Here is a 25,098-nt window from a genome sequence, read left to right on the forward strand (position 1 = left end):
CATGGTCGACCGTTGCCGCTCTTGCGTGCGTGTACTGCTAAGCCTGTGGACCGGTTGGGTGGTGCTCAGTCCTGTGTGGGCCGCGGAGAGTGGCTTGAGCCTGACCGCAGCCTACGATGCCTCGCGCCTCAACGATCCGACCGTGCAAGCGGCGGCCCACGCCTTTGAAGCCTCGCGGCACGAGGAGGACATCGGTCGCGGCGGCCTCTATCCGCAAGTCTCGCTGTCCTCGCGTTATGGCTACGGCGGGCGGACCGACGGCGGCGACGACAACAGTTACGTCAACAGCAACGATTACCAGGCGAACAACGTCACCCTGGCGGCGCAACAACCGCTCTACGACAAGGCCCGCTGGGCGGCGTACCAGGAAGGCAAGGCGCGGGGGAAACTGGGCACCCAGGTGTTCGACGTGGCCGGCCAGACCTTGTATGACCGAGTGGCGAAGGGGTATTTCGACGTCGCCCGGGCCGAGAACGAGATCAAGCTGATCCAGCAGCAGAAGGCGGCGATCCAAGGCTTGGTCATCCAGAGCAAAAAGCTTTATGAGGGCGGCCAGGGGGCGATTACCGATATCGACGAAGCCCAGGCGCGGCTCGACCTGGTGCAGGCCCAGGAAGCCGAAGCCCAGGCCCGTCGCGTGGCGGCATTGCGGGCGTTGTCCGGGCGGGCCAGTGTGCCCATCGATGACATCCTGCCGATGCGCGAGGAACTGGCCGCCGGTAGCCCGATCCCGCCGGAGCAGGACTTGCCATACTGGACCGCGATTGCCCGCCAGGCCAGCCCCGAGCTGGCCGCTCGGCTGGCAGCGGTGAAAGTCGCCGAGGCCCAGGCCGACAGCCAGCGTGCTGGTCATTATCCGACGTTGTCATTGACCACTCAGTTGACCCGCCGTGAAACCCGTCAATACCAGGAACTCGACCCGCGCCAGGACACCTATTATGTGGGCGTGCAGTTGGACATTCCGCTGTATCGCGGCGGGGCGGTACGGGCCTCGGTGGCCAAGGCCGAAGCGCAACTGGCGGGTGCGCAGTCTGACTACGACGTGCAGCGCCAGCAACTGGCCGAGGACATCGAGGCCGATTACCTGGGCGTCGTCGCCGGGTTCGCCAAGAGCAAGGCGATGCAGCGGGCGGTGGAGTCAAACCAGCGAGCGCTGACCTCGACGGAAAAAGGCTTCCAGGGCGGGGTGCGTTCCACGGTGGATATCCTTGACGCCCAGCAGCGACTGTTCCAGGCCCGCCGGGACCTGCTCAACACCAAGCTCGACATGCTGCAAAGCTATGTGAGCCTGCACACCCACACCGGCCAGATGAACCGCGCAGTGCTGGAGCAGGTGCAAAGCCTGTTCTAGACAAGCCTGGGTTCAAGTTTGTGCACCCCTGTGGTTACCTGCGGTTTTCCGGCCCAGCACGTCCCCTGTGGGAGCGAGCTTGCTCGCGATAGCGGTGTTTCAGTCAGCGTCCCTGCCGGATATGCCGGCGCCTTCGCGAGCAAGCTCGCTCCCACAGTTTTGATTTGTGGTTGCCCTGGATTTTTCTGGCACAGCAGGGCCTCTGTGGTTGCCCTGGGTTTTTCTGGCACAACACGATTCCTGTGGGAGCGAGCCTGCTCGCGAAAACGGCGTGTCAGTCAGCATCCCTGTTGGATGTGCCGACGCCTTCGCGAGCAAGCTCGCTCCCACAGTTTTGATCTGCGGTTGACCTGGGTTTTTCTGGCACAGCAGGGCCTCTGTGGTTGAGCTGGGTTTTTCTGGCACAACACGATTCCTGTGGGAGCGAGCCTGCTCGCGAAAGCGGTGTGTCAGTCAGCATTCCTGTTGGATGTGCCGGCGCCTTCGCGAGCAGGCTCGCTCCCACAGTTTTGATCTGCGGTTGACCTGGGTTTTTCAGGCACAACACGACTTCTGTGGGAGCGGGCTTGCTCGCGAAAGCGGTGTGTCAGTCAGCATTCCTGTTGGATGTGCCGGCGCCTTCGCGAGCAGGCTCGCTCCCACAGTTCTGGTCTGTGGTTGTCTTGGGTTTTCAGCTCAAGCCCCCCGGAGGGGGCTTGGGTCAGGCGGTGAAGTCGCTGGCGTGCAGCTCCTTGACGCCGACCAGTTCGAATTCGAACTCGGGGGTGGCGTCGGCGTTGGTGCTGCCGGAAAGGATGCCATCGACGAAGCGCAACTGGCCGGTAGCATTGCTGGCGTCGAAGGCGTTACTGCCGATGAACGTGAAGGCGTCGACCGCGGCGGTCAGTGGGTTGGCGTCCAGGCCGGTGAGGTCCAACTTGTCGAACTCGGCACTCTTGAAACCACCGATCACATCGCGCAAAGCCCCGACGCCCATGTCCGACAGCGCACCAAACGCGTAGGTGTCTGCGCCGGTGCCGCCGGTGAGGTTGTCGGTGCCTGCGCCGCCGATCAAGCGGTCATCGCCCGAACCGCCCACCAACGTATCGTTGCCGGCCCCGCCGTCGAGGACGTTTGCCGCACTGTTCCCCGACAGCGTGTCGGCGGAGGCGCTGCCTTCCAGGTTCTCGATGAATTTCAAAGTGTCGAGTCCGGAACCCACGGTGTTCTGCTGCGCCGACGTCGAGAGGTTGACGGTCACACCGGACAGTGCCCGTTCATAGCTCGCCGTATCCATGCCATCGCGTCCATCCAGGACATTGTTACCGGCACTGGCGAACAACGTATTGTCCAAGGCGTTGCCGGTGCCATTGGCGGCGCCGGGGCTATCGACATACAGGTTCTCGACGTTACTGCCCAAGGTGTAGGCCGCCAGGCTGCTGTGCACGCTGTCGATCCCGCCGGTCACTGCGTTGGTGCTGGTCTCGATCACGCTGTCGTCGGCATTGTCGACAAAATACGTGTCGTTGCCATCGCCTCCGCTCATGCTGTCGGCCCCGGCGGCGCCGTCGATCACGTTGTTGGCGGTATTGCCGGTGATGAAGTTGCGCCGTTCGTTGCCGGTGCCGTCGATGTCCGACACGCCGGTGAGCACCAGGTTCTCGAGATTGGCCCCCAGCGTCCAACTGACCGAGGCTTGCACCGTATCGATCTGCGCGGTCGAGGTGTTGGTTTCCACCACGCTGTCGAACGCATTGTCGACCACGTAGATGTCGTTGCCATCGCCACCGGTCAAGGTGTCGGCGCCCAAGTCGCCATCCAGGGTGTCGTTACCCGTGCTGCCCACCAGGGTGTCGTCCTGGTCGGTGCCGGCGATCATCCCGCCCTGGTTCTGGCCCTTGTCGAAGATGTCCTGCACGCTGTTATTGTCGTCGGGGTTGCCCTGGAAGCCGAGGTCATTGGCAATGTAGTCCGCCAGGCGTTGGCCAACGATTTCCGCCGATTCCTCGTGCAGGTGCCAGACGTCATCGGGATACACCAGTGGATCGACTTCGTAGCGCAACGGCAGGTCGGTATAGTCCACCGCCAGCTTGACGTCGGCGCGTTCGGCGGCCATGGCTTCCTGGGCGGCGCGGACATAACCGACGCCCTCGACGATGGCAGCGATCTTCTCTTCCGAATAACCCCGGGCCCGGGCCGCGTCCTCTGAGTAATGACCGGTTTCCATCAGGTACACGCTGAAATTGCCGAACTGGGCATGCAGGTAATCGAACACCTTCAAGGTCGCAGCCTTGTACGCCGCCGCAGCTGCGGCCTTGTCCGTGGCACGGGCGATTTCCTGGGCGGCTTCTTCACCCTGGCCCCAGATGATGCCCATGGTGACGTTATCGATCGACTGCAGTTCGGTGCGCTGGTCGCGCAGCAATGTCACCGCTCGCAACAGGGCCGGGCCGGGTTGGTTGGTGTCGGTCAACCACCAGCACAGCTTGAGTTCCTCGGCGCTGAGGGTGGACAGGCCGTTGACCGTGCTGCCGCCCACCGCGATGTCGATGCCGTTGCCATCGGCATCGTTGAACTGGCTGCGCACGTCATAGGTGGTGTAGCGGTTGAGGTCGTTGACCAGCATCGAGGTGCCGGATTGATCATCGTCCTCGCTCATGCGCAGCAAGCGCGCGTTGGATTGACCCAGGGTTGGCAGGTAGAGAATGTCCTGCTGGGCGCGCTCGGCGAAGACGAAGTCGTTGGCGGTAAGGGTGTTGAGGTAGTTGCCGTTGAGGGCGATCTCGAAGCGATTGCCATCGGCGTCGGCTTCGGCGGACTTGACGTAGGTCTTGTCGCCGGCCGCGTTGAGCGTCATGTACAAGGTGCTGTTGGTGCCGTCGCCGAGACCGAGAAAACCCAACCCGGAGACGTCGATTTTGTCGACGCCGGCTGTGAAATCGTAAATCGTGTCGGTGGCCGTGACACCACCGGTGTCGTAGTCGCGGTAGCTGTCGGACAGGTTGTTGTACCGGAACCTGTCGGCGCCATCACCGCCGTACAACGCGTCGCGTCCGGCACCGCCATCGACGATATCCGCACCGGTGCCGGCCTTGATCGTGTCGTTGCCGCCAAGGCCGAGGATCAGGTCGGCGCCCGTCGTGCCATTGAGTGTCTCGGCATTGGCGGTGCCAGTGATGGTGTTGGCGGGCGCATCGGCGACCACCAGCGTGAAGTTGTCGCTGACCGAGGCGCCTGACGGATCGGTGGCCTTGACCAAGACGTCGTAGTTGCCCGCCGCGGTACTGGTGGGCGTGCCGCTGAAGGTCAGGTTGGCGGCATTGAAACTCAGCCAGGCGGGCAGGGCGTTGCCGTTGGCGAGGGTTGCGGTGTAGGTCAGCACATCCTGGTTGGCGTCGCTGAAGCTGTTGCTCGCCACGGTGTATTTGAACGGCGTGCTTTCACTGGCGTTCTGGTCCAGGAGCGGGGTGACCACCACGGGCGCCACATTGGTGGGGGTGCCTTGGTCGGCGAAGACGAAGTGGCTGGCCGTCAGGCTGCTGACAAAGTTGCCCGCCATGGAGATCTCGAACCGGTTGCCGTTGGCATCCACCGTCAGGTCCTTGAGGTAGGTGCGGTTGGTCGACGAACTGTAGGTGACCTGCAGGGTACCGTTGAGCCCGTTGCCCAGGCCCGTATAGCCGAGCGCGGAAACGTCGATCTTGTCGGCGGCCACGTCGAAATCGAGGATCTGGTCGCTGGCGCTGGTGGAACTGGTGCGATAGCTGTCGAGCTTGGAGGTGTAGCGGAACACATCGGCGCCCGTGCCACCGGTGAGCTTGTCGACCCCGGTGCCGCCGACCAGGATATCGTTGCCGGCGCCGCCATTGAGGGTGTCGTTGCCCGCGCCACCGAACAGTTGCTCATTGGCAGCGGTGCCGGTCAGCGTGTCGTTGTTCGGTGTGCCATTGATCACAATGGCGGCGGGGACGTCCTGCACGGCGAGCGTAAAACTGTCGCTGACGGTGGCGTTGCTGCCATCGGTCGCGGTGACCTGGATCGAGTAGGTGCCCGATGCCGTATCGGGTGGCGTGCCGTTGAAGGTGCGGGTGGCCGCATCGAAGGTCAGCCAACTGGGCAGGGCGCTGCCATTGGCGAGCCTGGCGGTGTAGCTGAGGCTGTCGTTGTCCGGATCGGTGAAGCTGGTCGCCGGCACCACATAGCTGAACGGGGTGTTTTCGGTGGCGTTCTGGTCCAGCAACGGCGTGGCCAGCACGGGCGCCTGGTTGGTCGGCGACGAGGTGGCGAAGACGAAGTTGGCGCTGGTCAGGGTGTTGAGGTAATTACCGTCCAGGGCCACTTCGAAGCGGTTGCCGTTGGCGTCGGCCTCCAGGGATTTGATGTAGGTCTTGGTGCCGGCGCTGTTGAGCACCAGGTACACGGTGTTGTTCTTGCCATCTCCCAGGCCGGTGAAGCCCATGGCCGAGAGATCGATTTTGTCGGCGCTGATGTTGAAGTCAGTGATCAGGTCGCCGAGATTGGCGCCGCCGGTGTTGTAGTTGCGGTAGCTGTCCAGGCGATTGGCGAACACAAAAGTGTCCGCGCCCGTGCCGCCGGTGAGGGTGTCCATGCCGGCACCGCCGTCGAGCTTGTCGTCGCCGGCGCCGCCACTGAGGCTGTCGTTGCCCGCCAGGCCGAGCAGGGTGTCGGCCGCATCGCTGCCCAACAGCGAGTCGCTGCCGCTGGTGCCGGTGATCACCCGGTTGAAGATGAAGTTGTTGGCGGTCAGGGTGCTGGCAAGGTTGCCCGTGAGGATCAGCTCGAAGCGGTTGCCGCTGGCATCGGCGTCGAAGTCCTTGATGTAGGTCCGGTTGTTGCTGGCGCTGTAGCTGACCTGCAAGGTGCCGCCGCGGCCGTTGCCCAGGCCGGTGAAACCGAGGCCGGCGAGGTCGATCTTGTCCTGGGTGACGTCGAAGTCGGTGATGGTGTCATCGAAGCTTGTCGTCGCGTTGCGGTAACTGTCCGACTGCGCGACGAACCGGAACGTATCGGCGCCGGTGCCGCCGGTGAGTTTGTCGATGCCCGCGCCGCCTACCAGAATGTCGTTTCCGGCCCCGGCGTTGAGGGTGTCGTTGCCTGCCACGCCATAGAAAATCTCGCTGGCGCTGGTGCCCGTCAGGATGTCGTTGCCCGCCGTACCTTGCACGGTCGTCATTGGCACCGTGGCGCTGACGTAGCTGCCGTCGCCGTAGACCAGCGTGGCGCCCTTGCTGGTGTGGCTGATGGTGTTGGCGATGATGGCGTTGCGGTCGGTGCCGTCTTCATTGCGCTCGGCAACACCGTAGGTCGACAGGTCGCTGCCGCTGATGATGTTGCCCTGGATGAGGTTGTCGCTGCCGTTGAAGTACTTGCCGGACACGCCCAGGGTGTCGTCGTAGGACTGGATGATGATTTCCGGTACGGCGCCGCCCAGGGAATTATTGTTGAGCGTGTTGTCGATGACCTCGACGTGGTTGCTGCCGTAGATGCGGATCCCGGCGCTGGCGTTGTCATGGATATCGACGCCGGTGACGGTGACCTCGCTGGAGAGCTTGATCAGCACGCCTTCGGCGCCGTTGCCGTACACCTCGCCGCCCGTGATGGTGATGTTGCTGGGGGAGGGGATGTCCTCGCTGCCGCGCTGGACCACGATGCCATTGCCACCGTTGTCGTAGGCGACGTTATTGGTCAGGGTGAAATCGTGGGTGCTGGTGACGACGTTGAAACCGTGGCGGTCGTTGTTGTAGGCGATGTTGTTTTCGAAGGTGCTGTCGCTGAGGAAGTCGGCGACGAAGCCGTCCAGGCCGTTGCCGTGGGACACGCTGTTCTTGATGACCATGTTGACGGTCTGCTCGTGGGGGTCGAAACCGTACCCGGAGCAATCCTTGATCTCGACGCTGTCGAGGGTGACGTTGGAATCGTAGCCTTCTTCGCCGGGAATATAGCCGTTGAACCAGCCATCGACCTTGCCGGTGGTGCTGTCGCGGTTGCCGTCGATGGTGAGGTTGCTCACGCCGAAATCATGGGTTTCCTCACCATAGGCCGAGCGGATGATACCGGTGATCTTGGTGTCGGAACCATCGGCCAGCTTGACCGTGGTGTCGCCCATGCCGTCTCCGTACAGGTAGACGTTGCTCTTGAGCATCAGGCAGCCATCGGAAGGTTCCTCGCCCCCCGAAACGATGTAGGTGCCGGTCGGCATGTACACCTGGCCTCCGCCGGCCGCGGCCGCCGCATCAATCGCACTTTGAATGGCTGCCGTGTCGTCGGTGATGCCATCTCCTTTGGCGCCAAAATCTTGTACGTTGAAAATCATGAGCTTATCTCCGTATCAGGCTTTAACCTCGGTAGACGCCAATATTCCATCGACGACCTCGGTGTTATGACCTAGCGGAGCGCAAAAGTTGTGACCGCATATCGGGGAAAGTGTCAAAAAGCTGGACTAACTGATCAGCGGTATTGTCGGGGTGGGCAGGAGTAACGTTTCGTTGACGCTTCAAGGCCGCATGACGCCCCCCTGTGGGAGCGAGCTTGCTCGCGATCGCGTCGGATCAGCTGCATCGATGTGACTGATACACCGCTATCGAGAGCAAGCTCGCTCCCACAGGGTTCGCGCTGTGTAAAAAAATCCAGACGACCACCCTTCAAAATGTGGGGGCGGTGGTGTGGCGGACAGGCGGTTTCCTTGATTGGCATCAACCCCCCTTCCAGGGCTACGGGATAACCTCGGATAAACCATCGCCCCGCTGAAGAGGGCGTCGAGGACCTACATGAGTTATCCGCTGTTCCTGACCTTGCACCTGTTTGCCGCGCTGGTGTTCATTGGCACGGTGTTCTTCGAAGTCCTGTTTCTTGAAAACATCCGCAAGCAACTGCCCGCCAAGGTCATGGTGCTGCTGGAGCAGGGCATCAGCCGCCGTGCCCGGCAGTTGATGCCGTGGGTACTGCTGGTGTTGTTCGGCGCGGGCGGCGGCATGGTCTGGTTGCGATACTGGCCGGCGCTGTCGTCGCCGTTGCAATCGTCCTTCGGTGTGCTGCTGGGCCTGAAGGTCCTGTTGGCGGGCAGCGTGCTGGGGCATTTCCTCTGGGCGATGTGGCTGTTCCGGGGCGGGCGCATGAACGCCCGCTACGTGCACGTCATCCATGTCAGCGTGTTCCTGCACATGGTCGCGATCGTGCTGCTGGCCAAGGCCATGTTCTACGTCACCTGGTAAGCGTTGGCGGCGGGCTGCAGGGCGCTTGATACAGGTCAAGGTGCCCCGGCGCGCAGGCGTGCAAACTGGCCCCGCACCGCCACTCGGAGATTGTCATGTTCGACCCGTTCCATACCCTCGGTGAGCGACCCTCGGGACGTGCCCCGGTGGTGGCTGATTTCGATTGTCCGGTCGGCACGCGGAGGTTCCATGCCGGTATCGGCTCCCTCGACCTGCTTCGAGGATTACGTACCAGCCGCCAGAAACGACGGCCCCTGTCCCTGGCGGTGCACCTGCCTTCGCGCTTGCGGCTGGCGTCGTGTTCGCCCCTGGCCAGCGACTGCCGATGCGGCGAGATCGAGGGCTATCTGCAACGCCTGGCCTATGAAATGGGCTTGGTCGGTTGCCACCTGGGGGCCGGGCGGCGCGTCGAACAGTTTTGCCTGACGGGCGGCACACCGGTGATCGCCCATCTGCAGAAGCTGATGAATGACCTGCGCAAGCGCTTCGACTTCTGCGAGTTCGACGGTGCTGACCACAGTATCGAGGTGGACCTGCATCACACCGACTGGTCGACCATGGGCCTGATCCGTGACCAGGGTTTCACCCATGTCAGCATCGGCGTGCCCGACATTGGCGTTGACAGCGATCTATCGGTCGATTGCTACCAGAACCCGGCGCCGATCCATTCATTGATCGATGCGGCACGCACGTTTGGTTTTCGCTCCATCAACATCGACTTGGGCTACGGCCACGCCTGGCAGACACCGGACAGTTTCGCCCTGAAACTGGCGACGCTGATCGAACTGGAGCCGGACCGGTTGCACGTTTTCGACTACGCCCGCGCGCCTTATCGTTATCGCTCGAAGAACGCCGGGCTGGCCGGAACCTTTTGCAGCCCAGCCGACAAGGACGCCATGCGGCGCATCTGTTGCGAACAGTTGATCGGTGCCGGTTATCACTACATCGGCCTGGGCCAGTTCGTCAGGGCCGACGATGACCTGGCGGTGGCTCAGGAACATGGACGCTTGCACCGCAATTGCCAGGGTTTTACCCGTCACGGTTGCTGTGATCACGTGGGCTTCGGCTTGTCGGCCATCACGCAGATCGAGCACCTGTACGTACAGAACACCGACGACCTGCTTCTCTATTGCCAGCAACTGGACGCCGGGCAATTGCCGGTGTGTCGTGGCTGGCGTTGTGAGGCGCAGGACCAGGTCAGGGCGAGCGTGACCGAACAGCTGTCCTGTGACCTGGAGTTGGATATACAAGCCATCGAGGCGCGCTTCGGCCTGGTGTTTCGCGAGCACTTCGCGTCCGCCTGGCCGTTGCTGGAAGCGTTGCATGACCAGGGATTGATCGAACTGTCGAGCCGATTCATCGGCATCCTGCCCGCCGGGCGCTTGAATGTGGACGCGATCTGCAACCTGTTCGACCCGGCACCGGATGACGCGAGCCCACACGCTTTTGAAAAGTTGATCCCCTCATGAAAACTGCCTCCGGTTTCAATCGTGCCCTGGTGGAGAAATACGACCGCCCGGGACCGCGCTACACCTCTTATCCGACGGCCCCGCAGTTCCACCAGGCCTTTGCCATGGATGAATACCGCCAGGCCGCCCAGCGCAGCCACCAGGCGCCACAGCCAAAGCCGTTGTCGGTGTACATCCACATTCCGTTCTGCCAGAGCCTTTGTTATTACTGCGCGTGCAACAAGATCATCACCCGCAAGACCCATCGCGCCGCTGAATACCTGACTTACCTCAAGCGTGAAATAGCCCTGCAAGCGGCGTTGTTCGACCGCTCGCGCAAATTGACCCAGCTGCATTTAGGTGGCGGCACGCCGACTTACCTGACCCATGAGCAACTGGCGGACCTGATGGACTGCCTGCACCAGGCGTTCGACATGGACGACAGTGACGCCCACGAGTTTTCCATCGAGGTCGATCCACGGACCATCGATGCAGAGCAGATCCAAGGCCTGCGCCAGCTGGGCTTCAATCGCTTGAGCTTCGGCGTCCAGGACTTCGACGCCCAGGTGCAGATCGCGGTCAATCGGGTGCAAAGCGAAGCCCAGGTCGTCGAGCTGGTGGAGGCCGCGCGCCGGGCGCGCTTCAAGTCCGTCAGCGTCGATCTGATCTATGGCCTGCCGCTGCAGACCATCGCCAGTTTCGACGTCACCTTGAGCAAGATCATCGCACTGCGTCCGGATCGGATCGCGGCCTACAGCTACGCGCACCTGCCGCAACGGGTGCGGGCGCAGCGGATGATCCGCCCCGAAGACATGCCGCCGCCCGAGCGCAAGCTGGAGCTGCTGGAGCTGACCATCCATCGCTTGACCGAAGCCGGCTATGTCTACATCGGCATGGACCACTTCGCCTTGCCGGATGACGAACTGGTGCGCGCCCGCGCCCAGGGTACCCTGCAGCGCAATTTCCAGGGCTACTCCACCCACGCCGATTGCGACCTGATTGGCCTGGGGGTGTCGTCGATCGGCAAGGTGGGTGACAGCTACAACCAGAACGTCAAGGAGCTTTCCCAGTATTACGCCTGGTTGGATCAAGGCCTGCTGCCCGTGCAGCGCGGCTATCGGCTGAGCGACGATGACCGACTGCGGCGCCAGGTCATCAGCGAACTCATGTGCCATGGGCGCATCGACTTCGGCCGGATCGACAGTGCCCATGGCATCCGGTTCAACGAATACTTCGCCGATGCCCTGGACCGGCTCCAGGAGCTGGTGCGCGACGGGTTGCTGGACATCCGTGACAGCGAGCTGGTGTTGTTGCCCCAAGGCCAATTGATGATGCGCAACGTCGCCATGGCATTCGACGCGTACCTGGGGGCGGACCAGACGGTCCAGTATTCGCGCACGGTCTGATAGGGCTTTTGTGGCGAGGGAGCTTGCTCCCGCTGGGCTGCGAAGCAGCCCCAAGGAAGCTGGCCACAATCAACCTGAAACACCGCGATGGCTGTTTTGGGGGCTGCTGCGCAGCCCAGCGGGAGCAAGCTCCCTCGCCACAAAAGCTCCCTTGCCACAAAAAGGAGCCTTGCCACAAAAAGGAGCCTCGCTACGGGCCTACGACCGCTCGGTATCCGGATTGCTGGAGGCCGGGATCAGGTCGCGTGTCGCGTAGAAGCCCTGCACCAGGCGATTTTTGGCCCGGTACTCGCACAGGAGCAGCAAGGTATCCGGCATCTGGGAGATGGACGAGGCGTGTTTGACCACCATTGTCTTCCCTCCCGAACGTAAGCGCACCAGTGCCCCGGGTTCGAATGTGCCCATCTGCAATCACCTCACAGTCACGTTGCTTGTGCGTTCTACCCAACCCCCGCCCAGGGCCTTGTACAGGTTGACTTCGGCGAGCAGCTGCGACAGCCGGTCGACAATCAGGTTTTGCCGGGCGCTGAACAGCGAGCGTTGGGCATCGAGGAACGTCAGGCTGCTATCTACGCCGATGCGATAGCGCCGTTCCGCCAGGCGGTAGTAGTCCTGGTTGGCTTGCACCAGGTCGCGCTGGGCGATCAGTTGTTCTTTGTAGGTCTTGCGTGCCGCCAGGCCGTCGGACACTTCCTGGAAGGCGGTCTGGATGGCTTTCCCGTATTGCGCCACGCGGATGTCTTTCTGGATTTTCGAGTAGTCCAGGCTCGCCCGAAGGCTGCCGGCGTTGAAAATCGGCAGGTTGATCTGCGGTTGAAACAGCCAGCCGCCCGACCCACCCTTGAACAGCCCGGACAGCTCGTTGCTGGAACTGCCCGCGTTGGCGGTCAGGCTGATGCTCGGGAAGAACGCGGCACGGGCCGCGCCGATGTTGGCATTGGCCGATTGCAACAGGTACTCGGCCCCAAGGATGTCCGGCCGGCGTTGCAGCAAGTCCGAAGGCAGGCCCGCCGGTACTTCGCTGAGCAGGTCCGATGCCAGTGGGCGGCCGGGCAGGTCATCGGCGACCGAAGTGCCCACCAGCAGCGTGAGGTTGTTGAGGTCCTGGGCGACCTGGCGCTGGAACTTGGCCAGGCTGGCCTTGGCGCCTTCCACCGAGGTTCGCGACTGGCTCAGGTTCAAGGCCGAGGCGGTGCCGACCTGGTTGCTGCGTTCGGTCAGGCGCAGGCTTTGCTCATAGGATTGGAGCGTGTCCTGGGTCAACGCCAGCAGTTCCTGATCGGCACGCCAGGTCAGGTAGGCACTGGCCACGCTGGCCACCAGGCTCAATTGGCTGCTGCGGCGGGCTTCTTCGCTGGACAGATAAATCAGGGACGCCTCGTCACTGAGGCTGCGTATTCGCCCGAACAGGTCCAGCTCATAGGCGCTGATCCCCAGTGTTGCCGAATACGAACCGCTGGTGACGGCCTCACCGGTACCGGTGAGGCTGGCCGGCATGCGCTGACGCGAACCGGTGCCATTGGCACTGATCGCCGGGAGGAGGTCCGCCCGCTGGATTCGATATTGCGCCTGATAAGCCTGGACGTTCAGGGCCGCTACCCGCAAGTCGCGGTTGTTGGCCAGGGCGCCCTCGATCAGTTGCGCCAACACCGGATCCTGGAACAGGTCACGCCAACCCTGTTCGGCCGCCATGGGCCCCGACAGCGCCGGGGCGTAGGCCGAGGTCTGCGGATACTGCCCGGCGACCGGTGCGTCGGGACGTTGGTAGTCCGGGATAAGCGAACAACCGCCCAACATGAATGCCGCGGCTGCCAGTGGGCTCAAGAGTTTAAGCATTGACCTGTTATCTCATCGTGGTGCCTGGCCAGGCACCGCAGGCGCAGGCAGGCGGGTTCTGGCCGGCCGTGCGCGGCGAGCCGTCATGAGCCGATCATCCATTTCGCCAACCCATGCCGGCCACTCACGCCCAGCTTGGCGGCGGCACGCTTGAGGTAGGTTTCGATGGAACTGTTCTTGACCTGCAACTTTTCGGCGATCTCCGGCACGGTGCCTCCGGCCAGCAGGCCCAGGCAGACCTCTTTTTCCCGCACGGAAAGGGTGACGTCGCAGGGACTCAATCGATCATTGAAGTCACGTTGCAGCTGGGTCTGTTCGGCGCTATCGAGCGGATGGCTCGTGGCGCTGCCAGGGGTTTTGAAGCATTGGCGATTGAGGTGCGCATGACGCTCGGCCAGCGGCAGCAGCGTTTCGGAAAGGTACTTCAGAAAGGACAGTTCCTGGAGGGAAAAGTCGCGCTGTACCTGAGGGCGTTGCAACGAGATCACACAGCGACGGTTGGCCTTGCGTGAAATCAGAATGCACTGGTGGGAGGTGCCGAGGCAGTCGTTGCCTCTTTCGTCCTTCATGCGTGCATTCAAATGGATCAGCAGGGCGTCATCCACCTCCAGTACCCTTTTTACCAAAGGGTGATCATTGCGCTGTATCGCCGTCGTGGGGCAGGGGGACTGCATGTGCAGGTTTTTTTCCGCACCCGCATACCCCAACAGTTGTACATCGAGGACATTCGACTGGGTGTCGTCGGCTGTCCATTCACTCAATTCGAGCCGACTGACAGGCACCGTTGTTTCGATCATCTGGTGCATGTTGGTCAAGAAGCTCTCGTGTCCGACACTTGAAATCAGCTTTCCTAGCTCTACGTAGAGGTGCGATTTTTCTGCACCCTCAATACACGCATGTCGATTCATGATCCTTATTTCCTGCTTACTCGAAAAAGCTCCGCATCGCTGATTGTTGACGGAAAAAATCCGACCGCTTCCAAAATGCTGAAGCTTCTTCTGGAGTTGATACTGGGGGTCAATCGGTCTTGTGAACCTATCGACTTAAACGGTTTAGCCCGGTGGAGCTATTAAGCGTTTCCATGTAGGAAAAGTCTGTAAGGGAAAACAGGGACATTCCGGGTCAGGCAGGGGTTGTCGGTTTTTGGATACCTCCGGGCAAAAACACGTTGGGTCAAAGGTTTTTTTCCCTGGCGACGCACGCCACAGGGTTGGCTTTCAGCAAGGCGTCTGGAAAATATTCAAATAAATGAAAGGGTTGGGTTCGCGGTTCGGTTCTCGGATGCCCGTCCTCAATGTAGGATCTATCTGACAGTAGTATCCAGATTCTGGATTCCCAGTATGGTGAAGACTTCTCGTTTATCGATTTTTATCCCGATGCGTGTCGTTTTTTGTCTATGTAGGAGTCGCTTTCGGTCATTGACGCTTTGGCGCCGTCGGTAACAAGGCGGGGTTCGCGACGTCCCGCCCAGGTTGCTTAGCGACGGTTTTTGCAAGGTTATGGGCGGGGCTTGAACGAGAGGAGGTCGATGTTCTTTTTACGCAGGCTGCTCTGTGGCGACAGGCGCATATACCATTCCCTAGCCCAGCAGGCGAGTGTCGACTCGGCTTGTTCGATACCACTCATGAAGCGCGCGGCATTGACGATTCCGTTGGCCCGGGGGTGCCGATGGGCCTGGTAGTGCAGCAGTGCGTTGCGCAGGTCCGGCGTTCGCGCCAATCGATCGGCCAGCACCACGGCATCCTCGATCGCCTGTGCGGCACCTTGGCCCAGGCTGGGCAACATGGGGTGAGCCGCATCGCCCAAGAGCACCACGTGCCCATCGCAGAATTGCTCGACGGGATGGCGATCCCTGGCGTGCATTTTCAATAGCGCGCTCTCAGGGGTGGCCTCGATGGCGGCCACGACTTCCGGCGCCCAGCCGGCGTAGGCCGCGAGCACTTCCTGCTTGCTGATGTTCAAGGCAGCGTCCGCCGCGTTTTCATGATTGCAGGTGCCCCACCAATACGCCTGGCCGTTGCCGACATCGCAGAGCCCGAAGCGCTTGCCGCGGCCCCAGTAATGCGCCACGTAACCTTCGGTCATGACCGGATGGCTGAAGGGCGTCACCGCCAGCCAGGCGACATAGCCCGATGGGCGGGTTGGGGTTTCGCCGAGCATCTGCTGGCGAATCACCGAGTTCAGGCCATCGGCGCCAATCAACAGATCCGCTTCCTGCAGGCTGCCGTCTTCGAACCGCACCGTGACGCCATCGGGGCGAGGTTCATACCCGGTGCAGCGCAACCCGGTCGTCAAGGTGTCGGGCGCGAGCTGCTGCGCCAATGCACGTAGCAACAGCGGGCGCTGGATATTCACGCTGGGATGCCCCAGCTGTTCGCCGATCTCGTGGATCGGCATGCGGGTGATGGCTTCGCCCTGGTGTTTCTTGAAGAAGAAGTCGCGGATCACCTGGCCGGCCTGTTCCACCGGGACATGGGCGTCAATCGAGTGCAACGCCGCCATGGCATTGGCCATGACGGACAAGCCGGTGCCACCTGTGCGCAGTGTCTGCGCCGCTTCGAAGACCTTGACCTGCCAGCCCGCTCGTTGCAGTGCGATGGCGGCGGTCAACCCGCCGATCCCGGCACCGGCGACAATGGCTTTTCTGGGTACTGTCATGTTGTTTCACCTGTATCGAGCCCGGAACGACCGGGCGAAGGAGTCATGCGGGGCCGTCAATCCGGCCCCGTGATCGTCGGTCATGGTCAAGCCAAAGCGCCCATGGATTCGGTGTTCCTGGCCCGGGCCAGGTCCATCCGCGACTGGATGCAATGACCCACTCGCTCGATGTGCGGCTCGCGCATCATGGTCAGATGGTCGCCCTCGACGGCGACGCGCTGCACGTGCGGCGCAATCGAACGCCAGCCGCGGTACGGGTCGCGGAAGGCTGTGCCCACCAACTCGTGGGGGGCTTGCAGCACATCGGGCAGTTCGACATCCGCCGCGAACAGCGTGATAGGCAAATCCAGTGGCGGGAAGCGATAGTCCAGCAGCCCTTGCCAGTTGGCATGGAACACGCGGAACAGTTGATCGAGCGTCGCCAGGGTGATGCTCGCATCGAAAATGCCCTGGTCGATGCCGTGCTGCCGGATCGCCGTGAAGGCCTGAGGGTCGTCCAGGGCGGCGAAGTCCAGGGCGTGGTAGGCGTATTCCTTCTGGCCGTCGCCGCTGAGCAGTTCCCACATGAACCAGTTCATGAACTCGCTGCGTTCAATCTGCACCTCGCCCTGGCTGACGCGCACGATGGTGTCCAGCAGGAACACGTTATGCAGGCGCCGTCCGCGGCGCTGCAACTCGCTCGCCAGTTCATACGCCACGACGCCGCCATAGGACCAGCCGCCAATGTTCAGGGGGCCTTGCGGCGCGACCTGCTCGATGGCGTCCGCGTAGTACACCGCCTGGGCCTGCACCGATTGCAAGGGTTCACGGGCATCCCAGGTACCCGGCGCTTGCAGGGCATACAGGTGGACCTGGTCCTTGAGCACACGCGCCAGTGCGGCATAGCACAGCACATGTCCGCCGATGGGGTGGACGAGGAACAACGTCGGACGGCGCGTGGCATTCTTGAAGTCCACCAGCGCGCCGGCGCCAGGGTGTCCGGTTGCGGTCTTTTGCAGCACCTGGGCGAATTCGGCGATGGTCGGCGCCTGGATGAAGTCGGACAGCGAAGGCTCCAGGCCTTGATGCCTGGCGAGCATGGCCACCAGTTGTACCGCCTTGAGCGAATTGCCGCCCAGCTCGAAGAAGTTGTCGTGGATGCTGATGCTGTCCAGGTCCAACGTTTCCTGCCAGTAGGCTTGCAGTAGATCCTCCATGGCATTGCGCGGGCCGATGAACGGACGCTGCAAGGTGGTCTGGACGTCGATCTTCTGCAAACGCTGTCGGTCGATCTTGCCCGTGGGTCCGATGGGCAGCTTCGTGATCTTGACCAGCGTGTTCGGCACCATGTAGTCGGGCAGTGCCAGGCGCATTTCCGCCTTGAGCTGGTCCAGGTCCGGCTCGCAGCCCGGCAGGGCCTGGACGAACCCCACCAGGTAACGGCTGCCATCGGTTGCCAGCTTGTCGATGACCGCCACCTGCTCGATGTCGGCCCTGAACCGTGCCGAGCCGAGCATGGCCACTTCGACCTCGCCGAGCTCGACGCGGTAGCCACGAATCTTGACCTGGGCATCGCTGCGGCCCTGGTACACCAGATCGCCGTCGGGCAGGTAGAAACCGATGTCGCCGGTTTCATACAAGCGTCGGGTCTGGCCTTCGAGCTGGCGATAGATAAAGCGTTCGTCGGTCAGGTCGGGGCGATTCCAGTAGCCATTGGCAAGGCCGGCCCCTTCGATGAACAGATCGCCCACCACGCCGACCGGGCAGGGGTTGCCCGCCCCGTCGAGGACATGCATGCGCACGCCGTCGATAGGCTTGCCGATCGGCGGCATGCTCGGCCAGGTCGCGGTCGCGCCTTCAAGTCGCAGGCTCGTGACCACATGGGCCTCGGTCGGGCCATAGTGGTTCTCGACATGGCAGTCGCCGAGGCGATCGATCAGGTCACGGATTTCGCCGGTGATTTTCAGCTGCTCGCCAGCCACATTGATCTGGCGTAGCGATGCCGGGTAGATACCGAGCTGCAGGGCGATCTCGGCCAGGCCCTGGAAGGCGACGTACGGAAGGAACAGGCGATTGATCTCTTGCGCGTCAATAAACCTCAGCAAGCGGATGAAGTCATAGCGCAGCCCTTCGTCAATCATCACCAGCTCATGCCCGCTGGACAGGGTCGAGAAAATTTCCTGGAACGAAACGTCGAACGAAATGGGCGCGTACTGCAGCGTCTTCAGCGTATCGACATCCTGCGCCTGCTGGCGGTTTTGCCAGAGGATCATATTGGTCAAGGCCCGGTGCGGCATGGCCACGCCTTTGGGGCGGCCGGTCGAGCCCGAGGTATAGAGCACATAGGCGTTGTCTTCAGCCATGACGCCTGCGGCAATGGCGGTCACCCGTTGATGACTGCCGGCCAGGTTGTCGTCGAAGCCGGCGACCACGCTGTCCCAATGGCGCGTATCGGCCTGGCCGGCCAGGTTCATCGCCAGGCTCGCGGAGGCATCGGCGAACAGCACCAGTCGCGGTTGCGAGTCTTCGAGAATCAGTTGGATGCGTTCGTCCGGATAGCTCAGGTCGATCGGCACGTAAGCGGCGCCGGCCTGCACGACACCGAGCAAGGCGACGACCAGGTCGGGCGAGCGCGGCATCATGATCGCGACCCGATCACCCTGGCCGATACCGTGGCGGTGCAGCCAGCTCGCCAGTTGAGCGCAAGCGTCCTGCAATTGACGATAGGACAGGCAGGCCTGGCCAAGGCTCACGGCAGTCTGCTCGCCATGCCGGGCGAAACTGTCCAGCAAGAGGCTCGACAGGTTGTCGTGGGGCAAGGCCGTCGTGGCCCTGGGCGTGGTTCGTTCGATGGGCGGCAGCCAGGCTGCAATGGTTGGTTTGGCCTCAGGGATGGCAATCATCAGTTCCAGCGTGCGCAGCAGGTAATCGGCATAGGCTTCGACCTGGCTCGTGGCAACACGGGCGGTGCGGTAGTCCATCTTCAACATCAGCGAACCGTTGGCCGGGTGGCGACCCAGGGTGGTCAGCAGGTCGTAGTTGCTCGCTTCCGTCGTTTCCCAATCGGTGAGGACCTCTTCGCCTTGGGCCAGCAGGTCCTTGAGCACATAGAAGTCGACGTAGTTGAACACCACGTTCAAGGCGACGTCGGTCTCGCGGTGAATCAACGCGAACGGGTAGCGCCGGTGGGGGAACACCTGTCGCTCCTGGGCAATCGTTGCCCGGATCAACGCCAGCCAGCTCGGGCCCTGGCTGCTGAAACGTACCGGCAGGGTATTGAGGAACAGGCCCAGGACCGAGGCGGCATCTTCGAATTCCGGCCGGCCATGGCTGATCACGCCACACAGCACTTCCTTTTGATTGGACATGATCGCCTGGGCGAAACCGTGGGCTGTCAGCAGGACCGCGCGCAAGGGCAGGTCGTGGGCCTGGCAGAACGCTTCGAGGCGGGCCAGGTCCGCGGCGGGCAGTTCACGGTAAGCCGAGCGGTGCGGCGTCGAGTCTGGCGCCACGGCATGAATCCAGCTGGTCATGGCGGCGGCGGGGGCCTCATCCAAGTATTCGCGCCAGAACCGGCGGTGGGTCTGCGTTGCCGTGGCCTCTTGCTCCAGGACCACGAAGTCTGCCGGCGTGGTGGTCAGGGCAGGCAGTGCGTCGGCGCCAGGCGCCGCGGTGTAGAGCGTGATCAGGTCGCGCATCAAGGTGGCGACGCTCCAACCGTCGAGAATCGCATGGTGGAAGCTGAAGACCAGATCGATCTCGTCCTGCGCGACGAACACACAGAACTGATACAGCGGTGCCCGATGCCAGTCTTCGCGGTAGCGCTTGCGTTCCTCCACGTAGGCGGCAATGGCCTGGGCCCGGGCATCGGGACTCAGCAGGCGCGTATCGATGACCTGCACGGGAGGCTCGACCGTCGCGTGCACCCGGGCCATGGGCACCTCGGCGTGACCGATATCGAACGACATACGCAAGGCCGGATGACGGCGGATCAAGGCGGCGCAGGCCCGTTCCCAGGCCGGCGCATCCCAAGGCAGGCGCAAGCGGTAGCGGAAAATGTCGTGATAGATCGCCGAGTCCGGGTGCATCATCGAGTGATAAATCATCCCGACTTGCAGCTGCGAAGCGGCAAACACGTCATCGAACACGCCTTCACTGGCCAGGCGGATCGCTGCCGGGACCTGGGCGAAAGGCTTCACGTGGGTCAAGGGTTCGAGCCCGCTGGCTGATGTTTGCCCAGCCTGCAGGACCTCGGCCAACTGCGCGATGGTCGGGGACTGGTAAACCTGCGCCAGGGTCAACGCAATGCCTTGTTCACGGGCGTTGATCTGCAAGTGAATGACTTTCAGGGAGTCGCCACCGAGCATGAAGTAGTTGTCATGGATGCCCAGCGTCGAGCGCTTGAGGTTGTCCCGCCACAGCTCGGCGAGCAGCTGCTCCAAGGCGGTGCGTGGCGCTGTCGTATCGCAGCCCTGGGTGGCGGAAGGCTCGGGGAGGGCCTTGCGGTCCAGCTTGCCGTTGACACTCAGCGGGAAATGCTCGAGCTCCATCAGATGCCTGGGCACCATGTAGTCGGGGACCCGTTGGCGCAAGGTTTCCTGCAGCGCTTGCGGGGAGGGCGAGCATCCAGGCTCGCTCACCCAATAGGCGTTGAGGTACGCATCACCGGTCTCCTGGCGGGCGATCACGACCACATCCTTGACCCCTTCGCACGCAAGCAGGTGGGCTTCGATCTCGCCCAGTTCGATGCGCAGGCCGCGGATTTTCACCTGGAAATCGTTGCGTCCCAAGTATTCGAGGCTGCCATCGGGCAACCAACGCCCGAGGTCACCGGTCTTGTACAGCCGGGCCTCAGGCTCGCTGCGGAAGGGGTCGTGGATGAACCGTTCGGCCGTCAGTTCGGGACGGTTCAGGTAGCCCCGGGCGACGCCGATGCCACCGATGTGCAACTCGCCGGCCACCCCCGGCGGCAGCTGATGCAGGTTCCCATCAAGAACATGCATCTGGATATTCGCGATGGGCCGGCCGATCGGTACGATGCCGTCGTGCGCATCGGGTCGGCAATGCCATGCCGTCACGTCGATGGCCGCTTCGGTGGGGCCATAAAGATTGTGCAACTGCACCCTTGGCAAGTATTCGAAAAAGCGCTTCTGCAAGGCATGGGGCAAGGCTTCGCCGCTGCACAAGACTTTCTGGAGCGCGGATAGGCGCTGCGGCTCCACCTGGTCGAGAAAGACCTGCAACATCGATGGGACAAAATGCAGCAGCGTGATGCCGGCGCTCGCCATGATGTCCATCAAGTAGCGCGGGTCCTTGTGCCCGTCGGGGGCGGCGACGATCAGTTGCGCACCGCTGAGCAATGGCAGGAAAAACTCCCAGACCGACACATCGAAACTGAACGGGGTTTTTTGCAGGATCCGACTGTGTTCATCGACGCCATAGGCATCGCGGGCCCAGAGCAAGCGATTGACCACCCCGTCATGCTGGTTCATCACGCCCTTGGGCAAACCGGTGGAACCGGAGGTGTAGATGACGTAGGCCAGGTGCCGAGGCGTCAACCCGAGCGCGGCGGCGTCCGGGTTGTGCGTCGGTTGTCGGGACAGTGCTTCAGGCTCGGCATCCAGGCACAACACCGGCACCGTCACGGCGGGCAGGCTGGCCAATAAGCCTTGGCTGGTGATCAGCGCACAGGGCGCGCTGTCGCTGAGCATATGGCTCAAGCGGTCGGCCGGATAGCCTGGGTCCAGCGGCACGTAGGCGGCACCCGCCTTGAGAATGCCCAACAGGCCGACCACCATCTCCAGGCTGCGCTCCATGCAGATGGCCACGCGATCGTCGCGGCCAACACCGGTTTCCAGCAGGGCATGGGCCAGGCGGTTGGCCTGGCGATTCAACGCGTCATAGGTCAGCGCCTGGTCCGCGAAGCGCACCGCGATCGCGTCGGGGCGAGCGGCGACCTTGGCTTCGATCAATTGATGGAGCAGCACATCCTTGGGGTAGTCGATGGCGGTGCGATTCCACTCCTTGAGCAGTTGGTGCTCGGCGGGCGGCAGCGGGTCGAGGGCCATGACCGACACGTCGAAATCAGCGGCCACGCCTTCCAGGATGTTCATGAAGCGTTGTTGCAAGGCTTCGATCTGCGGCGCGTCGAAATACGCCTCGTTGTAGATGAAGTGCATCCACACATCGTCTTCCGGCGCGGACTCACGCACGTGCATCGCCAGCGGGATCTGTTCGTAGCCATTGCTGAGCTTGACCGGTTGTGCCGGCGCTGGCCCGTACCAGGTGTCCTGGTCCTGTTCGTACGACACCACCACGTCGAACAACTGGCGCCGGCCCTGGTTCTGCAAGCCGAGTTCGCGGTTGAGCTCGCTCAGCGGAAAGCGCTGGTAGCGATAATCCTGCTTGAGCGTCAGGGCAATCTTGCCGACCAGGTCGCTGAAACTCAGGTCGGTGCCCAGGCTCAGGCGGACTGGGCTCATGCCGACGAACAAGCCCATCGTGGCCTTGTGGGCGGCATTGGCGCGGTTGAGGATGGGCAGGCCGACGACGATTTCATCCCGTTGCTCGGTGCGCGCAAAGTAGCTGTACAACACCCCCAGCATGACGTGAAAGACCGTCGCCTGGCCCGTGGCCTTGGCGTTTCCGCCGAGGCGGTTGTAAAGCGCCCGCGGCAAGCGCCAGGCATGGTTCTGGCTGGGCGCCAGGCGCTGGCCGAATCGACCCGGGTGACGGGGCGCGAGCAGGGGGGCGGGCAGCGTGCGGTATTTCTCCAGCCAGTAGTGACGCTGGCGCTGGAACGAAACCGAGTCTTTGCTGGCGACTTGCTGCTCGACATAGGCTTGATAAGTCGGTGCCGTTGTCGTGTTTTTCGCCTGCTCGTGCAGGGCGGTATAGGCCTGGCTGAGTGTTCGGCCAATCATGGCGAAGGACCAGCCATCGATGATCAAGTGGTGGCAATTGACGAAGCAGTAGTGGAGGTCTTCCCGGACCTTGACCAGGTCCGCGCGCACCAGCAGCCCATCGTCAAAGGAAAACGGGGTCTGCAGCTTGGCCTGCAGCAAGGCCAATGCGCTGGCCTCCGGGTTGGCATGGCCCGACACGTCGTGCAGCCCCAGCGGGACGTCTACCGGCCCCAGGAAGCGTTGGCGCGGCAGAGGGTGCTCGGCCGAGCCCGGCACGAGTTGGGTCCGCAGGGCATCGTGGCCGTTGACGACCTGGTTGAAGGCCGTCTGCAGCAGCGCGGCGTCGACCTCCCCGTTGATACGGGCATAACCGCCGATGTTGTACAGCGGGCTATCGGCGTGTAGCACCTGGTCCAGCCAGATGTCCAGTTGCGGAGTGGTGAGGGGATACAGTACGCGCTCTGCGTTCGACGCGGGCAGGGTCTGGGGCATGGTGCTCTCCGTGGGCCGATCCGGTGGCCCGATGAAACGAATGAAAAAAGATGCCGTCAGGCCGTGATGCTGTTCACTCGAGAAAAGTGCTAATCCTGTGGCGAGGGAGCTTGCTCCCGCTGGGCTGCGAAGCGGCCCCCAAAACGGCCATCGCGGTGTTTCAGGTTGATTGTGGCCAGCTTCCTTGGGGCTGCTGCGCAGCCCAGCGGGAGCAAGCTCCCTCGCCACAGGCCACTCATCGAATCGTGATTACGCGACGCGATACGTAGCGGCTCTGCGAGCAATGGCCTCCACTTGCAGCGCTGCCGCTTCGCGAGCGCTGTCGCCAGGGGGCATCAGCTGGCTGTAGCGGTCACAACTGGCGCGTACCTCATGACTGTTGAGCACCGTGTCCAGGGCCGTCGCCAATGACTCGGCGCAGGCCGGTGCGAAGACTTGCAAGCCGCACCCCAGGCGCTGCATTCGCGCTGCATTGTCGAAATGGTCATGGGCAAATGGCGTGACGATCTGTGGCACCCCGGCGGCGATTGCCAAGGCTGTGGTCCCGACGCCGCCGTGATGCACCAGGGCCGCTGTGTGGGGCAGGATGCGGCTCATGGGGACATAAGGCCTGACCAGGATCCTGCCGTCGCTGGACAAACTTGGGTCTACCGCCTGGCTGGTCAGGAACACGCCTCGGCGGTCGATCGACTTCAGCGCTTGAGCCGCAGCGGCGAAATACTGTGCGGCATTGACCGTCGTCGAACCCGGGGTAAACACCACCGGCGGGGCCTCGCTCAAAAAGTCCTCCAGCTCGGCGTCTGGCGCCTCGAAGCCGGACTCATCGAATAACGGGAACCCGGTGAGCACCGTCTGGGCGGGCCAGTCTTGTTGGATCGGGGCGAACCAGTCCGCAAACAATCCCAACACCCGGTCAGGCGAGGAAATCCACCGACTGATGATGCGCTTGACCGGGGGTAAGCCCAGTTCGCGGCGAAAGCCGTTGAGCTCAGGCTTCATGAGTCGATCGAGGACGGTGTGCTCGATGACCCCCAGCAGCAAGCGCCTCAAGGGATACGGTACGAAGGTTGGCAGGTTCGTTCCCGGTGGATGGACGGGGCGCGCAAGGGGCGACCAGATGGCGAACGGTGTGACCTGGCCCGTAATCAGTGGGATGCCGTGCCGTTCCTGAAGCAGGCGGGCGGAAAACGCCCACAACGAACCCAGCATGACGGTGTCGTTGTCGCACGCCTGTTCCAGTAGCCGATACTGTTCGCGCAACGTGCCGCCGACGGTTTTCCATAGGGTAGGCAGTGACGTACGTGGATGCCACAACGCCGGGTCAGCCATGACGGCTTGATATTCCTCGCGGGTGCCCAGGGGCAGGAACTTGAAGCCGCAGCGCTCGATCACCGGCGCGAACACCGCGCTGGCGCAAAAGGTTATCCGATGCCCGCGCGCGGCGAGGGTGCGGCCGATCCCGATAAATGGGTGAACGTCACCGGCTGAGCCGATGGCCGTAATGATCACATGCATAAGGCTCCCTTTTAGAGTGATCGTGCGATGGGTGACAGTCCTGACCGGCGGGCGATCGGACATCGCCTGTGGATTCCATCCACAGAAACGATTCAGCTTGAGGGGTTATTTAAGCGGTTGCAGGTAGGAAACGTCTGTAGCGGAAAACGGGGACATTCCAGCCCGCAGATCAGGGGGGTGAAACCTTGTGGGAGCGCTCGCGAAAGCGGTGGGTCAGCTTGCGACGATGCTGAATGTGCCGCCGCCTTCGCGAGCAGGCTCGCTCCCACAGGATTCGTGTTGTGTCAGAAAAACCCA

The 25,098-nt window shown here is 62.5% G+C and carries 11 protein-coding genes; 4 read left to right on the forward strand and 7 right to left on the reverse strand.

Annotated elements, in window-relative coordinates; translation table 11 throughout:
- Position 1 precedes the first annotated feature (1 nt).
- Positions 2-1,351, forward strand: a complete 1,350-nt coding sequence (locus tag J3P85_RS12265; protein WP_434705996.1) for a TolC family outer membrane protein — start codon at positions 2-4, stop codon at positions 1,349-1,351.
- A 700-nt stretch (positions 1,352-2,051) separates the two neighbouring features.
- Here J3P85_RS12265 and J3P85_RS12270 read toward each other — a convergent pair.
- Complete coding sequence (locus tag J3P85_RS12270; protein ID WP_434705997.1) at positions 2,052-7,664, reverse strand: putative Ig domain-containing protein; 5,613 nt, start codon at positions 7,662-7,664, stop codon at positions 2,052-2,054.
- 454 nt (positions 7,665-8,118) lie between these two features.
- Here J3P85_RS12270 and J3P85_RS12275 point away from each other — a divergent pair, with 454 nt between their 5' ends.
- From J3P85_RS12275 to hemN, 3 genes are all read left to right on the forward strand, one after another.
- Positions 8,119-8,562 carry a CopD family copper resistance protein gene (locus tag J3P85_RS12275; RefSeq protein WP_434705998.1) on the forward strand — a complete coding sequence of 148 codons (444 nt, stop codon included), beginning with the start codon at positions 8,119-8,121 and terminating at the stop codon, positions 8,560-8,562.
- Between the two features lie 95 nt (positions 8,563-8,657).
- On the forward strand, positions 8,658-10,031 hold the full coding sequence (locus J3P85_RS12280) for a coproporphyrinogen III oxidase (RefSeq protein WP_434705999.1): 1,374 nt from the start codon (positions 8,658-8,660) through the stop codon (positions 10,029-10,031).
- Positions 10,028-11,416 (forward strand): oxygen-independent coproporphyrinogen III oxidase, encoded by a 1,389-nt coding sequence (gene hemN, locus J3P85_RS12285; protein WP_434706000.1) that lies wholly within the window; start codon positions 10,028-10,030, stop codon positions 11,414-11,416. Before J3P85_RS12280 ends, hemN begins: the two co-directional genes overlap by 4 nt.
- Positions 11,417-11,614: 198 nt before the next feature.
- Here hemN and J3P85_RS12290 read toward each other — a convergent pair whose 3' ends face one another.
- The 6 genes from J3P85_RS12290 to J3P85_RS12315 all read right to left on the reverse strand — a co-directional run bounded on the left by J3P85_RS12290 (position 11,615) and on the right by J3P85_RS12315 (position 24,801).
- On the reverse strand, positions 11,615-11,767 hold the full coding sequence (locus tag J3P85_RS12290) for a hypothetical protein (protein WP_434706001.1): 153 nt from the start codon (positions 11,765-11,767) through the stop codon (positions 11,615-11,617).
- A 60-nt stretch (positions 11,768-11,827) separates the two neighbouring features.
- On the reverse strand, positions 11,828-13,252 hold the full coding sequence (locus J3P85_RS12295) for an efflux transporter outer membrane subunit (protein WP_434706002.1): 1,425 nt from the start codon (positions 13,250-13,252) through the stop codon (positions 11,828-11,830).
- Between the two features lie 83 nt (positions 13,253-13,335).
- Entirely contained in the window at positions 13,336-14,160 is an 825-nt protein-coding gene (locus J3P85_RS12300) for a helix-turn-helix transcriptional regulator (protein WP_434706003.1), read from the reverse strand.
- 589 nt (positions 14,161-14,749) lie between these two features.
- Positions 14,750-15,910 carry an FAD-dependent monooxygenase gene (locus J3P85_RS12305; protein ID WP_434706004.1) on the reverse strand — a complete coding sequence of 387 codons (1,161 nt, stop codon included), beginning with the start codon at positions 15,908-15,910 and terminating at the stop codon, positions 14,750-14,752.
- Between the two features lie 86 nt (positions 15,911-15,996).
- Positions 15,997-23,286 (reverse strand): amino acid adenylation domain-containing protein, encoded by a 7,290-nt coding sequence (locus J3P85_RS12310; protein ID WP_434706005.1) that lies wholly within the window; start codon positions 23,284-23,286, stop codon positions 15,997-15,999.
- Positions 23,287-23,535: 249 nt separating this feature from the next.
- A complete protein-coding gene (locus J3P85_RS12315) occupies positions 23,536-24,801 on the reverse strand; it encodes a glycosyltransferase (protein ID WP_434706006.1) in 1,266 nt (421 codons plus the stop codon).
- Positions 24,802-25,098: the final 297 nt, after the last annotated feature.

The sequence above is a fragment of the Pseudomonas sp. Z1-12 genome, from assembly GCF_051132015.1.
Lineage (GTDB): Bacteria > Pseudomonadota > Gammaproteobacteria > Pseudomonadales > Pseudomonadaceae > Aquipseudomonas > Aquipseudomonas zanjanensis.

What these genes read in the sequence shown, in the direction of transcription:
- J3P85_RS12295 (WP_434706002.1), bottom strand. Translation starts at nt 13,252, where the DNA reads ATGCTTAAACTCTTGAGCCCACTGGCAGCCGCGGCATTCATGTTGGGC.
- J3P85_RS12280 (WP_434705999.1), top strand. Translation starts at nt 8,658, where the DNA reads ATGTTCGACCCGTTCCATACCCTCGGTGAGCGACCCTCGGGACGTGCC.
- J3P85_RS12265 (WP_434705996.1), top strand. Translation starts at nt 2, where the DNA reads ATGGTCGACCGTTGCCGCTCTTGCGTGCGTGTACTGCTAAGCCTGTGG.
- J3P85_RS12275 (WP_434705998.1), top strand. Translation starts at nt 8,119, where the DNA reads ATGAGTTATCCGCTGTTCCTGACCTTGCACCTGTTTGCCGCGCTGGTG.
- J3P85_RS12290 (WP_434706001.1), bottom strand. Translation starts at nt 11,767, where the DNA reads ATGGTGGTCAAACACGCCTCGTCCATCTCCCAGATGCCGGATACCTTG.
- J3P85_RS12270 (WP_434705997.1), bottom strand. Translation starts at nt 7,664, where the DNA reads ATGATTTTCAACGTACAAGATTTTGGCGCCAAAGGAGATGGCATCACC.
- J3P85_RS12305 (WP_434706004.1), bottom strand. Translation starts at nt 15,910, where the DNA reads ATGACAGTACCCAGAAAAGCCATTGTCGCCGGTGCCGGGATCGGCGGG.
- J3P85_RS12310 (WP_434706005.1), bottom strand. Translation starts at nt 23,286, where the DNA reads ATGCCCCAGACCCTGCCCGCGTCGAACGCAGAGCGCGTACTGTATCCC.
- hemN (WP_434706000.1), top strand. Translation starts at nt 10,028, where the DNA reads ATGAAAACTGCCTCCGGTTTCAATCGTGCCCTGGTGGAGAAATACGAC.
- J3P85_RS12315 (WP_434706006.1), bottom strand. Translation starts at nt 24,801, where the DNA reads ATGCATGTGATCATTACGGCCATCGGCTCAGCCGGTGACGTTCACCCA.
- J3P85_RS12300 (WP_434706003.1), bottom strand. Translation starts at nt 14,160, where the DNA reads ATGAATCGACATGCGTGTATTGAGGGTGCAGAAAAATCGCACCTCTAC.